The 14,407-nt window shown below is 71.9% G+C and carries 12 protein-coding genes; 4 read left to right on the top strand and 8 right to left on the bottom strand.

Features of this window, described 5'->3' with window-relative positions; translation table 11 throughout:
* Positions 1–17: 17 nt before the first annotated feature.
* Together NYO98_RS06760 and NYO98_RS06755 are read right to left on the bottom strand one after the other, a co-directional pair.
* Complete coding sequence (locus NYO98_RS06760; RefSeq protein WP_268110794.1) at positions 18–1,082, bottom strand: hemolysin family protein; 1,065 nt, start codon at positions 1,080–1,082, stop codon at positions 18–20.
* On the bottom strand, positions 1,072–2,421 hold the full coding sequence (locus NYO98_RS06755; RefSeq protein WP_268110792.1) for a hemolysin family protein: 1,350 nt from the start codon (positions 2,419–2,421) through the stop codon (positions 1,072–1,074). The genes NYO98_RS06760 and NYO98_RS06755 overlap by 11 nt, the downstream gene beginning before the upstream one ends.
* Before the next feature lie 259 nt (positions 2,422–2,680).
* On the opposite strand from NYO98_RS06755, the gene NYO98_RS06750 reads away from it, so the two are divergent.
* Together NYO98_RS06750 and NYO98_RS06745 are read left to right on the top strand one after the other, a co-directional pair.
* Positions 2,681–4,204, top strand: a complete 1,524-nt coding sequence (locus tag NYO98_RS06750) for a sulfatase family protein (RefSeq protein WP_268110791.1) — start codon at positions 2,681–2,683, stop codon at positions 4,202–4,204.
* 4 nt (positions 4,205–4,208) lie between these two features.
* Positions 4,209–5,294 carry an SLC13 family permease gene (locus tag NYO98_RS06745; protein ID WP_268110790.1) on the top strand — a complete coding sequence of 362 codons (1,086 nt, stop codon included), beginning with the start codon at positions 4,209–4,211 and terminating at the stop codon, positions 5,292–5,294.
* 287 nt (positions 5,295–5,581) lie between these two features.
* Here NYO98_RS06745 and NYO98_RS06740 read toward each other — a convergent pair whose 3' ends face one another.
* The 4 genes from NYO98_RS06740 to NYO98_RS06725 form a co-directional block, all read right to left on the bottom strand.
* A complete protein-coding gene (locus NYO98_RS06740; RefSeq protein WP_268110789.1) occupies positions 5,582–6,946 on the bottom strand; it encodes a phospholipase D-like domain-containing protein in 1,365 nt (454 codons plus the stop codon).
* Positions 6,947–7,232: 286 nt separating this feature from the next.
* Positions 7,233–8,549 (bottom strand): phospholipase D-like domain-containing protein, encoded by a 1,317-nt coding sequence (locus tag NYO98_RS06735; RefSeq protein WP_268110788.1) that lies wholly within the window; start codon positions 8,547–8,549, stop codon positions 7,233–7,235.
* A gap of 275 nt (positions 8,550–8,824) precedes the next feature.
* Positions 8,825–9,472 carry a hypothetical protein gene (locus NYO98_RS06730; RefSeq protein ID WP_268110787.1) on the bottom strand — a complete coding sequence of 216 codons (648 nt, stop codon included), beginning with the start codon at positions 9,470–9,472 and terminating at the stop codon, positions 8,825–8,827.
* Positions 9,456–10,280 carry a bestrophin-like domain gene (locus NYO98_RS06725; RefSeq protein ID WP_268110786.1) on the bottom strand — a complete coding sequence of 275 codons (825 nt, stop codon included), beginning with the start codon at positions 10,278–10,280 and terminating at the stop codon, positions 9,456–9,458. Before NYO98_RS06725 ends, NYO98_RS06730 begins: the two co-directional genes overlap by 17 nt.
* Before the next feature lie 277 nt (positions 10,281–10,557).
* Between NYO98_RS06725 and NYO98_RS06720 the strand changes: the two genes are divergently transcribed.
* On the top strand, positions 10,558–10,941 hold the full coding sequence (locus tag NYO98_RS06720) for an ATP-binding protein (protein WP_268110785.1): 384 nt from the start codon (positions 10,558–10,560) through the stop codon (positions 10,939–10,941).
* Between the two features lie 152 nt (positions 10,942–11,093).
* Here NYO98_RS06720 and NYO98_RS06715 read toward each other — a convergent pair whose 3' ends face one another.
* Positions 11,094–12,374 carry a wax ester/triacylglycerol synthase family O-acyltransferase gene (locus tag NYO98_RS06715; RefSeq protein WP_268110784.1) on the bottom strand — a complete coding sequence of 427 codons (1,281 nt, stop codon included), beginning with the start codon at positions 12,372–12,374 and terminating at the stop codon, positions 11,094–11,096.
* A 122-nt stretch (positions 12,375–12,496) separates the two neighbouring features.
* On the opposite strand from NYO98_RS06715, the gene NYO98_RS06710 reads away from it, so the two are divergent.
* On the top strand, positions 12,497–13,813 hold the full coding sequence (locus NYO98_RS06710; RefSeq protein ID WP_268110783.1) for a wax ester/triacylglycerol synthase family O-acyltransferase: 1,317 nt from the start codon (positions 12,497–12,499) through the stop codon (positions 13,811–13,813).
* Positions 13,814–13,826: 13 nt separating this feature from the next.
* On the opposite strand, the gene NYO98_RS06705 is transcribed toward NYO98_RS06710, so the two are convergent.
* Positions 13,827–14,309 carry a CoA-binding protein gene (locus tag NYO98_RS06705; protein WP_268110782.1) on the bottom strand — a complete coding sequence of 161 codons (483 nt, stop codon included), beginning with the start codon at positions 14,307–14,309 and terminating at the stop codon, positions 13,827–13,829.
* Between the last annotated feature and the right edge of the window lie 98 nt (positions 14,310–14,407).

Raw genomic sequence — 14,407 nt, 5'->3', positions numbered from 1 at the left:
CAGACCCTATCCAGCGCTCAGTGAGCCTCGGCGCCGGACACGTCGTGGTGTGCGGCGTCGCGGATCTCGCCGACGAGCTCCTCGAGGACGTCCTCGAGCGCGACCAGCCCGATCACGCTGCCGTCGCGCTCGACGACCCGCGCCATGTGGGCGCCCTTGACCTGGAGGCTCTCGAGCGCGTCGTGGAGCAGGTCGCCGGGGTGCACCGACGCGAAGGGGCGGATCCACTTGTCCTCGATGACGCGCGAGCGCTTGTCGTCGTCGGACTCGAGGGCGTCCTTGATGTGGAGGTAGCCCAGCAGCGTGCCGTCGTCGCCGGCGACCGGGAAGCGGCTGAAGCCGGTGGCGGCGCACACGGCCTCGACGTCGGCGACCGTCGAGCCGGGTGCCACGGTGGCCAGGGTGTCGGGGGCCATGACGATCGCCGCGACCGACTTCTCGGTGAACCCGAGCGCGCCTGCGAGCCGGTCGTACTCGTCGGCCTCGATCAGGCCCTCGCCGCGCGACTCCTCGACGAGGGCGGCGACCTCCTCGCGGGTGAAGCTCGAGTGGACCTCGTCCTTGGGCTCGATGCGGAGCAAGCGGAGCACCCCGTTGGCGGCCATGTTCATCCCGGCGATCACCGGGCGCAGCACGGTGACGATCGCCATCATCGGCGGGCTGAGGACCATCGCGGCCCGGTCGGCGCCGGCGAGGGCGATGTTCTTGGGCACCATCTCGCCGAGGACGACGTGCAGGTAGACCACGATCGACATCGCGACCACGAACGACACCGGGTGCAGCAGGTTGTCGGGCAGCCTGGCGGCGTGGAGGACCGGCTCCAGCAGGTGCGCGACGGCGGGCTCACCGATGGCACCGAGCCCCAGCGAGCAGACGGTGATCCCGAGCTGGGCACCGGCCATCACGAGCGAGATGTTCTCCATGGCGCGCAGCGTGGTGCGGGCGGCGCGCGAGCCCTCCTGCGCGCGCGGCTCGATCTGGCTGCGCCGCGCGGCGAGCAGGGCGAACTCCGCGCCCACGAAGAAGGCGTTGAGGGCCAGCAGGACGACGGCGAGGCCGACGCCGAAGAGGTCACTGCTCACGATCGACCTCCCCCACCAGGACGAGGTCGAGGCGGTCGATGCGCAGGCCGTCCATCCGCTGGACGGTCAGCGTCACGAGGCGCTCGCGCACCTCGTGGGGGTTGCTGCGGTCCGGCACGGGCAGCTCGACGCGGTCCCCCGGCTCCGGGATCTTGCCGAGCTCGCGCATGACGAGGCCCGCGACGGTGTCGTAGTCGTCGTGGTCGGGCAGCTCGATGTCGGTCGCGTCCTCGACCTCGTCGGGCCGCAGGAGCCCGGAGAGCGTCCAGCTGCCGTCGCGACGCTGGCGGATGCGCGCGCCGAGCCGGTCGTGCTCGTCGGAGATGTCGCCGACGATCTCCTCGACGACGTCCTCGAGCGTCACGATGCCCGCGTGCCCGCCGTACTCGTCGAGCACGATGGCCATCTGGAAGCCGTCCTGGCGCAGGAGCGCGAGCAGCGGGTCGAGCCGGAGGCTGTCGGGCACGACGACGGGCCGCACCATGACGTGCTTGATGCGGGTGGTGGCGCGCTCGTGCACCGGCACGGCGACCGCGTGCTTGACGTGGACCGTGCCGACCACGGTGTCCTCGGCGTCGAGGACCGGGAAGCGGGAGTGGCCGGTCTGGCGCGCCAGGTCGATGACCGCGGAGACGCGGTCGCCCTCCTCCACGGTCGTGGTCCGCACGCGGGGGGTCATGATCTCGCCGGCCGTGCGGGTGCCGAACTCGACCGAGCGCTCGACGAGCTCCGCGGTGTCGGCGTCGAGGGTGCCCTGGTCGGCCGACCGCTGCACGAGCGAGGAGAGCTCCTGCGAGCTGCGGGCGGAGCGGAGCTCCTCCTGCGGCTCGATGCCGAGGCGGCGCACGATCGCGTTGGCCGACCCGTTGAGCGCCCGGATGGGCCCGCGGGTAAGGGCGGTGAAGCCCCGCATGAAGCCCTGGGTGGTGCGCGCCGTCTGGAGCGGGCGGGCGATCGCGATGTTCTTCGGGACCATCTCGCCGAAGATCATCGTCACGACGGTGCCGAGCACGAGGCCCAGCGCCAGCGCCAGCGGCGTGACCACGCCGTCGGGCACGCCGGCCGACGCCAGCGGGTCGTGGATGAGGTCGGCGATCGCCGGCTCGGCCAGGAAGCCGATGGCCAGGTTGGTCACGGTGATGCCGACCTGGGCGCCGGAGAGCTGCGTCGACAGCGAGCGGAGCGCCAGCTGGACACCGCGGGCGCCCTCGTCGCCGGCAGCCGCGGCGCGCTCGACGCTGGGCCGGTCCACGGTGACGAAGGAGAACTCCGCGGCCACGAAGAGGCCGCAGGCGGCCACGAGGGCCAGGGACACGAGCAGGAGCAGGAGGGGGGTCACGACGCGCACCAGGCGTTCAGTGCGGTCGTGCGGGGACTTTGACTCTCGTCCATGGCGGCTGCTGCGGGTTCCTTCGCTCGTGCGGTGTGGTCGTCGGCCCGGCGGTGCTGCCGGGCTTGGGCGAGACCACAGGGTAGCGGCCCGGACCGGTCTCGCCCCAGTCGTCGTGTCGCTTTGGGGAGGCGACCTCCCCCGTCCTAGTCTTGCGCCGGAACACGGGCGGACGACAAGGACCCTTCGGGTCTCGGCGAGGGGCAAGATGCGAGCGTGGGCACAGTCGATCACGGCTGCCCTCCTCGTCGTACTCGTCGCCACCCTCGCCACGGTCACCGCGACCAGCGACTCCGGTGGGGCCAGCGGCCCCGGCTCGGTGCGGATGGTGCAGGGCACCCGGTCCCCCGCCGCCGAGGCGGACGAGCCGGCTCGTCCCAACCTCGTCTTCGTCCTGACCGACGACATGCGCGACGACGACCTCGACCACATGCCGATCACGCGACGCCTCCTCGCCGACCAGGGCATGGAGTTCACCGACGCGATCTCGCCGCACCCGCTCTGCTGCCCGGCCCGCGCCCAGCTCGCCACCGGCCAGTACGCCCAGAACAACGGCGTCCAGCACAACCGTGGCGTCCACGGCGGCTTCCAGGCCCTTGACCCGACCCAGGAGGCCAGCACCTGGTTCCGCAGCAACGGCTACCGCACGGGCTTCGTCGGCAAGTTCCTCAACGGCTACGGCCCCCGCGACGTGCGTCCCGCCGGCTGGTCGCGCTGGGACGCGCTCACGCGGGGGGTCTACGACTACGTCGACTTCTCGATGACCGGTGACGGCGACCCGCGCCGCTACACCGACAGCTACATCACCTCGGTGATCGAGGACCACACCAACGAGGCGGTGCGAGACTTCGCCCGCAGCGGCGACCCGTTCGTCGTGTACGCGTGGCACCTCGCGCCGCACTACCGGATCAGCCCCGAGGGCGGGCGCGGCCTGCCCCCGGCGGAGCCCCGCGACGAGCACCTGTTCCTCGACGAGCGCCCCTCGTCCTTCGACGACCCGGCGTTCAACCAGGAGGACGTGTCCGACCAGCCCTCCTACCTGCGCCGTCGTACGCCGGTCTCCCCCGACGAGGTCGCCGCGGAGAACACCGCCCGGCTGCAGGCGCTGCAGTCCGTGGACCGCGCGGTCGGGTCGCTGGTCGACACGCTGGAGGACGAGGGCGTCCTCGACGACACCTACATCGTCTTCACCTCCGACAACGGCTACTCCCTCGGCGAGCACCGGTTCGTCGGCAAGGACGTGCTGACCGACGAGGCGCTGCAGGTCCCGCTCCTCGTGCGCGGCCCGGACGTGGTCGCCGGGGCCACCTCGCAGCTGCCGGTGACGTTGGTCGACCTGCCCGTCACCTTCGCCGCGCTGACAGGGGTCACCCCGCAGTGGCAGGTGGACGGGACGTCCCTGGCACCGACGCTGCGCGGCGAGGACCAGTCCTTCCGCGACACCACGCTCATCCAGACCGGACGCACCCTCGGCGACGGGTGGTCGCACCGCGGCGTGCGCACCGAGCGCTACCTCTACGGCACCGACGGCGTCGACACGTTCCTCTACGACCGGCTCCTCGACCCCGACGAGATGGTCAACCTCGTCGACGACCCGGCCTACGCGGCGGTCCGGGCCACGCTCGAGTCGCGCCGGCGCGAGCTGGTCGACTGCGCGGGCTGGACCTGCAACCAGCAGTTCGGCCCCGTCCCCGAGCCGGTGACGAGCTCGGCACGTCAGCCGTCGTCGTGACGACGTGAGCGAGGCCCTGCACCCCGTCCTGTCCCAGGTGCTGCCGGTCGCGGTCTTCCTGCTCGCGATCACGGTGACCGCAGAGGTCGCGCAGCTGGCCGGCGTCTTCGACGTGGCGGCGCACGCCCTCGCGCGTCGCGCGCGTCACCGGGTGGTGCTGCTGTGGCTGACGTTCGCGGCGCTGGCCGTGCTGTGCACGATCGTACTGAGCCTCGACACCACCGCCGTGCTGCTCACACCCGTCGGCATCGCGATCGCGAGCCAGACGGGCGTCTCGCCACTCCCCTTCGCGCTCACCACGCTCTGGATCGCCAACACCGGGTCGCTCCTGCTCCCGGTGTCCAACCTCACCAACCTCCTGGCGGTGCACCGCTTCGAGGACCTCGGCGCTGGCCACGGCGAATACGTGCGTACGGCCGCGGCGCCGGCGGTCACGGCCGTGGTCGTCACGCTCGTCCTGATCGCCGTCCTCCAGCGGCGCGCCCTGCGTGGGACCTACGCCGTCGAGCCGCCCGCGGAGCCGCACGACCGCGTGCTGCTGGTCGTGAGCTCGGTCGTGTGCCTGGCCGTCGGTCCGCTGTTCGCCGTCGGCGTGGAGCCGGCCGTCGTCGCCGTCGGGTCGGCACTCGTCCTGCTGACGGCCCTGCTCTGGCGGGCGCCCGGCATGCTGAGGGAGGTCCGACCGCCCTGGCTGATGGCCGGGGGCTTCGTCGTCGTCGCCGGGGCGCTCCGCCTCGCCCAGGGCGAGGGGCTGCTGGACTGGCTGGCGCCCGCGGTCGGCTCGGGCGTGCGGACGCTCGACCTGCTGCACCTGTCGGTCGCCTCGGCGGTCGGCGCCAACCTCGTCAACAACCTCCCCGCCTACCTGATCGTCGAGCCCGCCGCCGCGGACGACGTACGTCGCCTCGTCGCGACGCTGGTCGGCGTCAACACCGGGGCGCTGGTGACGCCCTGGGCGTCCCTCGCCACGCTCCTGTGGCTGCAGCGCTGCCGGTCGGCGGGGGTGCAGGTCCCCCTGCTCCGGCTCGCGGGATGGGGCGCCGTCTGCGCCGCCGCCTGCGTGACGGCAGCGACCCTGGCCATCCGCTGACCACCGGCCGCCGCGGCGGGCCGCACGCAGCAGCGGCGCGGCCCCGAGGGGCCACGCCGCTGTCCTGCGCGTTTTTCGGGCCGTCCCACCGCCTCTGGGGGGATCCGTGCCTCGGCGGGAGGTCGGGGCACGGGTGAGCGGTGCTGGGTCCGGCGGAACGCGGCCGCCTACTTGCACAGCGCCGACGCGGTGCGGGGTGTTACGGGTCCCGCGGAAGTTTTTCCGAGCTCTCCCGACGTGCCCCCGGTCCGCCCCCCGCACCGCCCCCGGACCGCGTCGGCGGACCCTCAGTCGGCCTCCCAGTACGGACCCGTGCGGTAGGGGTCCCGCTCGATCGTGGTGACCGGACGCCGGACGGTCCGCCAGACCGTGCGGGGCGTGCCGTCCTCGTCGACGACCGTCCGCTTGACGCGGAAGTTCACGTACGTCGTGGTGTAGGCGTTGCGCGAGTTGCGCTTCTTCCGCCACTGGTGGTCGAAGTTCTTGACGTACTTCCGGGTCAGCTTCCTGCCGCGGATCGACATCCAGAGCTCGTCGTTGCCCGGGCTCAGGCTCGCCCAGTTGGCGGAGCCCGTGACGACCATGTCGGTGTCGGGCCTGCCGTTGTAGGTGCCCTGGATCGCGACGTACTTCTGGTGGCTGTAGTAGGTCAGGATCAGGTCGTCCTTGCCGTCCTTGTTCAGGTCGTAGTCGTCGTCCGGGTTGTAGTCCAGCCCGGTCGAGCGCAGCGGGATGCGCCCGCGTGCCGTCGGCGCACCGATCACGCGCTTGGTGTGGTAGCCGATCAGGCCGTACATCACGCGCACCTTGCACCCCTCGATCCACTTCTGCCGGATGGCCGAGGCGAGGTAGTCACCGCGCCTGCCGCGCATGGTGTGCATCGAGACCGCGATGCGGCTCCGCTTCTGCCCGCCCGCACCGTCGGGGGTCAGGCACTGCACCTTGCCGAGCAGGTCGAGGACCAGGTCGTTCCTCGGTCCCGACGGCTTGGGCCAGGCCCAGACGGTGTGCTTGTCGACCGAGTCGTCGCACGCGACGCCGTTGGCGGGCGTGCCGCAGATGAGCTGCGGCGGCTGCCGGGTGGCGTGGTCCTTGCGCATGTCGTTGAACAGCCGGACGAACTGGCGGAACAGCTCGTGGTCGCCGGACGTGAAGTAGAGGTCGTTCCACTGGTGGATGTCGGCGTTGAGCATCATGTTGGCCGATCCCACGGCCAGCACGTCCTTCGACCTGCCTGCCTGCGAGAACGAGTAGAACTTCGTGTGCATGTTGTTGTACTGGTTCTGCTTGGTCCGGCACCCCGCCGTGCACCGGTAGATGAAGCTGGAGCGGTAGCGCCTGGCTCCGATCTCCTTGCGGATCGCCCGCATCGCCTTCGTGTACTGGTGGTCGTTGAGGATCATCTGCACCTGGACCCCGCGCCGGTGCGCGGCGATGAGCGCCTTCGCGACCGGCATCCGGTCGAAGGAGTAGACGGCGATCCTGATCGTCGACCCCCGGGGGGTGTGGTCGATCGTGTCGATCACCCTCCGCTCGATGCGGAACCAGCCCTTCTTCCGGCGGGGGTCGTTGAAGAACGGGCCATTCGGGGCCTTCCACCGCTTGCGGTCCGCGGCGGTGACCTTCGCGGAGGACAGTCCCTGCTGCGCCACAGCCGTCACACCTCCCGGGACGGCTGCGGCGGGGACCGCCGTCTGTGGGGCACCCAGGACCAGGCACAGGATGGGCAGGACCAACAACCTCGGCACGAACTCGCCTTCCCGACCGCCACCGTCGTGGCGTCGTCACGCTCGAGCCCCTTCACGACCCGGTGTGGGACGCGAGCGGGGCATGTCGACCGGACCCGTGCACTCCGCAGGGTCCGGTCCCGTACGAAGGGTGACGATCCCCGACCGGACAAAGTTGTCGGGACCGGGGGGTTCGGTACCGAGACACGGCTCACATCCGACCGGTCGGCGGGGTGATCGCCCTCGAGTGGTGGCTCCAGACGTCGTCGAAGTGCGCGACGTACGCGTCGTGGATCGCGGCCCGCGGGATCATCACCACCAGCTCGTCGTTGAGCAGCGAGACGTCGGACCAGTTCTCCGACCCGGTCCACACCGCCCGGGTGGCCGAGCCGCTCCAGGTCCCGTCGACCGACATCCACTTCTCGTGCACGAAGTGCTCCCAGCCGGACGTCTCGAACCCGGTGGCCACGTTGGCGTCGACGTCGAGCGACGCGCTGCGCACGCGGACGCCCGCCGCGGTCAGGATCTCGACGACGTCCGGGCCGGCCGCGCTGACCAGGGCCTGGATCCGGCATCCCTGGGCACGCAGTCCGGCGACCTGCCGGGCGAGGCGGGCGCCACGGGTGCCGCGCCAGCCGTACATGCTGATGCGGAGCATGGTCCGTCCCGCGACACCGCTCCCGGGCAACGCGCGGCAGTCGACCCCGGCCAGCCGTCGCGCCACCGCGTCCTCGCCCCCGGCGGGCGCGTCCGAGGGGACGCTCGTCGTCACGTCGCCGTGGGTGAGGTCCATGGCCGGCGCCTCGACCACGCGGTCGGCCGCCAGCTCGCTGAAGAGCCTGCTGTAGTCGTCGTACAGCTCGCGGCTCCCGGTGAAGGTCACCAGGTCGTTCCAGTGCACCCCGGCGGCGTAGCCGGTCAGGTTGGCGGACCCCAGCATCACGACGTCGGCCTCGTGCCCGGCCCTGGAGAACAGGTACACCTTCATGTGCTGGTTGCCGCGGTCGCCGAGTCGACAGCTGGCGTGGCACACCTTGACGAAGCTGGGGTCCGGGCCCGTCGAGGCCGACCGGTCGCAGGCGCCGAGGCTCGAGGTCGCGTCCGCACCCACGAGCCGCTGCAGGCGGCGGACGGGTCGCGAGACGAAGTTGTCGTTCAGGACGACCTGGACCGTCACCTGGCGTCGTGTGCACGCGCGTCGCAGCGCGCCGGCGATGTCGGGCCGGTCGAAGCTGTAGGCCGCCATGCGGATCGTGCCGTGGCGCGGCGTCGCCTCGATGGCCCGCCGGACGTGGTCGGCGATCCGGTCCCGGGCGGCCGCGCCGCCGGTCGGGTCGTTGAACAGCACGCTCGCATCGGGGGCGTGGACGACCGACGCAGCAGGAGCCGCCGCCAGGCGGGCGCCGTCGGCCGTCGCGCGCTGCGACGAGCCCGTCGCCCCGCTCCCGGTCGCCGCGCCGAGCACCGGGACGGCGATCGCTGCCGCGACGCCGAGGACCGCCGTTCCCACCATCAGACTGGTTCGCATCTCGATCACCCGATCCCTTTGGACGGGGGCCTCCCGCCCCATGGATCGACGGTCGCGCTGCGGACGGTCCGCAGGCACGGGCCCGCGGTCTCGAGTGCTGCGGGAGGGTGCGGACGCACCCGGGTGGGCGGTCTCGGTCACCGGTCAGGTGCAGCCCTCCCCCGGGCGCGGCGTCCCGAGGTCCCGGTGGGCCGTGTGACTCGCGGCCCAGGGCATCGGGAACCGACCGCGGCCCGGGAGGCGCCCCCGGCGGCGTCACGCCCGCCAGGTGCTGGTCAGACCGCGAGGCTCACGGGGAAGGTGGCGATCCAGCACAGGGTGCCGAGGAAGACCGCGCAGCCGGCCAGGGTCAGGGCCCATCGCAGCCGGGACGCCCTGACGCGCGTGCTCATGCCGGCGAAGAACAGCGCAACCGCGTAGAGCACCACGGTGAGGACGTAGTTGCTGGCGCGCTGGATGTCTGTGCGGACCTCGGCGGCTGCCGCCTCGGCTCGCGCGTCCAGCTCCTCCGCCTGCTGGCGGGACGCGAGGTGGTACTCATCCATCGCGAAGGGCGTCGGCGGAGCGTCCGGGTCGGTCAGCGGAGCAGTGGCCCTCCAGGCGTCGAACGCGGGACGGAACTCGTCGCGGAAGCGGTCCATCACGAAGTCCGCGAGCTTGCGGTCGCCGGTCACGTCGGCCTCGGCCCACGCGATGAACGTGGCGACGTCGATCTGGGTCTGCGCCTCGGCGAGGCCGTCGGCTCGCGACGCCTCGATCCGGATGGCGTTGGTGCGACCCGCGGCGGCGGCCTGCTCGCCGTTCCAGCGCGTCGCCTGGTAGCTGCTCCACGACGTGGCGACAGCCGCGACGACGAGGAGGACCGTGGCCACGCCCTCCTGCCAGTCGCGAGGGCGGTCCGAGGCCTCAGAGGGGGTTGCCATCGCCGTCACACGGGAGTGAGACCTCGAGGCCGATGATCTCCAGCTCGGTGTCGATGAGCCTGACGGTCCGCTCCATCGCGGTCGGCTGCAGTCGTCCGACCCCGCCTCCGTGCGGATGGTCGAAGAACGCCAGCAGGAGCAGGAGCGTGACGATGACCGCCGTCGTGCTCCCCATGAGCATCCCCTGGGTGACCGGCCCCTCCGACGGGTCCGCGAAGAAGAGCAGGTAGCCGAAGATGACGGCGGTGATGAGGAACAGGGCCACCCACAACGGGCTGGGGATGATGCCCTCGGCACCGTGGACGCGGGTGATCCTGGCCTGCTCGCGCTGGATCGTCTGGTCCATCCAGCGGTCGTAGGCCGACTGCTCGGTCGCCTCCTGCGGCACCACGTCCGAGATGGTGCGGAACATCTCGACGCCCCAGGGGTTCACGCGGTCGCCGAGCGTTCCGGACTCGAGCGCGTCCCACTCCGCGCCCGCGACGGACCGGGCGTAGCAGGCCAGCTCGGCGGTCAGCTCGCTCGAGGCCCCGCTCGGCAGGAACTGCGCGGTCTGCGTCTGCTGCAGGACCGTCGTCGCCTCCAGCTCGGCTCCGGTGCGCGCGTCGTCGTACGACTGGAACGACAGGAAGATGATGAAGCCGAGCAGCACGGAGAAGCCCGTGGCGAGCACCCCGAAGACACCGGAGGCCCGGTCACCGTCCTGGAAGTAGCTGCCGTCCGGGGCGCGACGACGGACCGCCAACATGGCGGTCACGGTCACCGCCGCCGCGGCGACGACCACGAGGAGGGCGACCACCAAGTTCATCGCGCTCCCCCACGGCGAGGTCGCAGCAGGTGCGCGGGCTCGCGAAGGGTCGGCATCTGGCGTCCTCGCTCGAGGGGGCGAACGCGTCCAGCGTCACCGCAAGCACGGGACAAGCACCTCACCCTCGGTGAGTGAGGTCGTCACCACCAGGGCGGGCCGTCACCACGGCGAGCGGGCCACCCAGTTCGGGCGTACGCTGGAGCCACTGCCCCGGCATCCGTCTAGCCCGCCCGTGTCCCGGCTGAGCATCACTGGCGAAAGAGGGGGCTTGGTGGTCGTGACCGTTGACTGGTCCCACACGATCACCCTGGTCGCGGAGCCACGCAGCGTCGGAGAGGCACGGGACTTCATCTGCGTCCACCTGCTCGCCCACCACCTGTCACACCTGGTCGACGACGTCCGGCTGGTCGTCAGCGAGCTCACCACCAATGCCGTGGCGCATGCAGGGACGCCGTTCGTCCTCACCCTCTCGAGCAGTGGTGGCATCACGCACGTCGAGGTGCGGGACGGATCCGGCTCGCCCGTGACTCCCCGCACGCCTGACGCGCTGGACACGGCCGGCCGGGGGCTCCTGATCGTGGGCTCGCTCAGTCAGGCCTGGGGGTCCACGACGGATGGTCTCGGGTTCAAGTCGGTCTGGGCCTCGTTCGGGGCCGACTGAGTCCGATCCGCGGACGAAGGCAGCCCTGACCCTCGTCTTCGCAGGTCGGGGCCATTCCTCGTTCGGGCTGACAGGGTTCGCGCGTGCGACCCGGCCCTCGACGCGTGCGCACTCCCCCGCCGAGGTGTGTCATGTCCAGTGCACCGCTGTGCTCATCGCCCGACGAGGACCGATCGCCAGGCGTCACCGATCTCCAGGGCGAGATTGTCGACGTCGGGCGTGCTGGTCGCGTCGGCGGTGATGCCGAACGCCAGGCGGTCTCCGTAGCTGAGCACCGCGAACCCGAGCCGCACCCGGTCCGCGATGGGCACGACCGGGAGCAGATGGCGGACCGGGCGACCGAGGCACGTGAGCGGGGTTCGGGGTCCGGGCACGTTGGTGGTCACCGTCGAGATCTGTTGCTGGGGCAGGCGCAGGCCCCACCGCAGGCCGCGGTCCAGGACGGGGAACGGGAGCAGACCAGCCAGCGCCTGCAGCACGACTCCTGCCTCGGGCTCGTGCGCCCGACGCAGGCTGGTCACGCGCTCGTGCACCGCCAGCACGCGCGCGACCGGGTCGTCGTGCTCGACCGGCAGCATCGACAGCATGAGCGTCACCTCGTTGCCGGGATGGCCGGCCGTGCCCGGCGCTCGTGACGACACCGGAAGCAGGGTGCGCAGGGCGTGTGCGTCGGGCTGCCGGCCGCGCTCGAGCAGCAGCTCGCGCAGGCCGCCGCTGATCGCTGAGAGCACGAGGTCGTTCACCGTGACGCCGAGCTCGCGTCGTACGCCCTCGGTCTCGGCGATCCCGACCTCGGTCCACGCGTAGCGCCGGGCCCCGTCGAGCGGGCCGAGCAGGCCCTCACGGGTGACCGGCAGCAGTGCGGCGCCGAGGGCGAGGGCTCCGCGGGCCGCGGCCACCAGGCTCCGCACGGGCACCCCGGGCGCGGTTCCGGGCGGGGTCGGCGGCGGCTCGTCCGCCGGACCCTCCGAGTCGAACACCACTCGGTAGAGACCTGTGCCGGACACCCCGTCTGCCAGGGCGTGGTGCACGCGGGAGAGCAGTCCCCAGCGTCCGTCCGCGAGGCCGGTCCACACAGTGACGTCCCAGAGCGGTCGGTCGCGATCCATCCTTTCCGCCATGGCCTCGGCCATCAGCGCCGCGACCTCCGCCCGGCCGCCCGGGGCCGGGACCTGTCGCACCGTGACGTGCCGGCGAAGCTCGAGGTCGGGGACGTCCTGCCACGACGGAGCCCGCAGCCCGAGGCGGCTGGGCGCGATCCGCTGCTGGTAGCGCGGAACCGTCGGCAGGCGTGAGGCGACGAGCGCACGGACCTCGTCGACGTGCGGCGCCGGTCCGTCGAGCACCGCCAGCGAGCCGATGACGAGGCACGAGGTCGGGTCGACGTCCTCCGCAGCGAGGAAGGCGTACGACAGCGGGCTCAGGCGTTCCATGGCGACCTCCCTTGCACACCAGTCTCGCGCGGGCCGGCGCGTCGGGCCGCGGCCGACCGTCCCTGATCGGGTGGGACCTACGACCCTCACGCTCCCGAGCCCGCGCCAGAGACGATGAGGACATGAGCGGTGGACGGCACGTGGTGCGACCCGTCGACGACGTCTGGCTGGCGATGGACCAACCGGACAACCTCATGGTGGTGGAGGGGCTGATGGTCGTTGGCGGCGAGCTCGACCGCGACACCTACGTCCGGCTCCTTCGCGAGCGCGTGCTGGACCGGTTCCCCCGCTTCCGCCAACGCGCCGGGCACGCCTGGCTGCCGTGGCCGGGCCAGTGGTGGCAGGACGACCCCGACTTCGACCTCGACCGCCACGTCCAGGAGGTCCGGCTACCGGCACCGGGTGACGACGCGGCACTGGAGGACCACGTGGCGTCCCGCCTCTCCCGCGCCCTCGACCGGCAGCACCCGCCGTGGGAGGTCCACCTCATCCAGGGGTACACCGGCGGCACGGTGATCTACACCCGGCTCCACCACGCGCTGGCGGACGGCACCGCTCTCTTCCGGGTCGTCCTCGCCCTCGCGGACGAGGAGCCGACCGAGGCAACGGACGGCGAGCCCGACAGCGGTGGACCGGGGCTCTTGCGCGTGGCGCGGTCGGCGATCCGCGCCCTCCCCGGGACCGGCCGGCTGCTGAGGACCCCCATGGTCGCGGAGCACCTGCTCCTCGCGCGCCGGCCGGCTTCGCCGCTCTCGCTGCCGCCGCACCACAGCAAGCGCGCCGTGTGGACTCCGTCGATCGACGTGGCCGACCTGGCCGGGCTGCGCCACGCGACCGGGGCGACCGTCACCGACATCGTCATGTCCGCGCTGGCCGGCGCGCTGCGCCGGTGGCTGCTCGCCCACGGCACCGATCCCATGGTGGACGACCTGCCGACGATGGTCCCGGTGGACCTGCGCGGCTCTGCGGCGCTGCGGGCCGAGGACCTCGGCAACCAGTTCGCGCTGGTGCTGCTCGACCTGCCCGTCGGGATCGACAACGCGCTCGGACGGCTCAACGAGACGGCAGCGCGGATGCGCGCCATCAAGGCCTCACCCGAGGCATGGCTGACCTACGGCATGCTGGAGGGAATGGGCTTGATGCACCCGCGGCTGCGGGTCTTCGCCACTGACTTCTTCGCCCGCAAGGCCACCGGCGTGACCACGAGCGTGCGTGGCCCGGACCAGCCGCTGCACCTGGCCGGCCTGCCCATCACGCGACTGTGGGCGTGGGCGCCGATGTCGGCCGATCAGAGCCTGTCGACCTCCATCGTGGGCTACGCCGGCAGGGTCCACGTCGGCTTCAAGGTCGATGCGGCCACGGTGCCGGACCCGCAGGCGCTGGTCGCCGGGATCCAGACAGAGCTCGCGGAGCTCACCGCACTGGCGCCCTCGAGATGACCCGAGCGGGTCCTCAGGCTCCTACACGTCTCGGGACCTGCCCCGTGAGCATCCCGACCGCTCGCATGACCCGGTGGCCGGGGTCGGACGTGGGCGGGAACATCAAAGGGCAGCCACCGTCGATCACGGTGACGCCGTGGGTCCGGCCGTACTCGGTCGCGACGTCAGAGACACTCCCGCCTCCGAAGGAGCGGTGCATCCACACGCGCGTGATGCCGAGGTCGACGCATTCGCGCATCGTCTGCTCGGCGATGGATGGCCGCGTGCCGATCACGACGGCCTCCACCCCGCCGGGGATGGACGTCAGGTCCGGGTAACACGTGTCGCCCTCGACGGTGTCCGCGTGGGGATTGACGGCGAAGACGGCGTAGCCGCGCTCACGCAGCCGTTGGTAGACGAAGTTGCCGCCGTGGTTGCCGCCGTTGCGGGAGACACCGGTCACGGCGATCCGTCTCGTGGCCAGGAACTCCTCGGCTGCGCGCTTGATGGTGGGCATCTCTTCCTCCTCGTACGTCGAGGCTAGGCGCGCGGTCGCGCTGCACAGCAGGGCCCTTGGTCCCGGGTTCCGACCATGCTTCGAGGTGACCTTCGGCT

Source organism: Nocardioides pini, from assembly GCF_026712185.1.
GTDB lineage: Bacteria > Actinomycetota > Actinomycetes > Propionibacteriales > Nocardioidaceae > Nocardioides > Nocardioides pini.
Note: the sequence above shows the minus strand (reverse complement) of the source record. Positions and strands in the feature narration are given on the sequence as shown.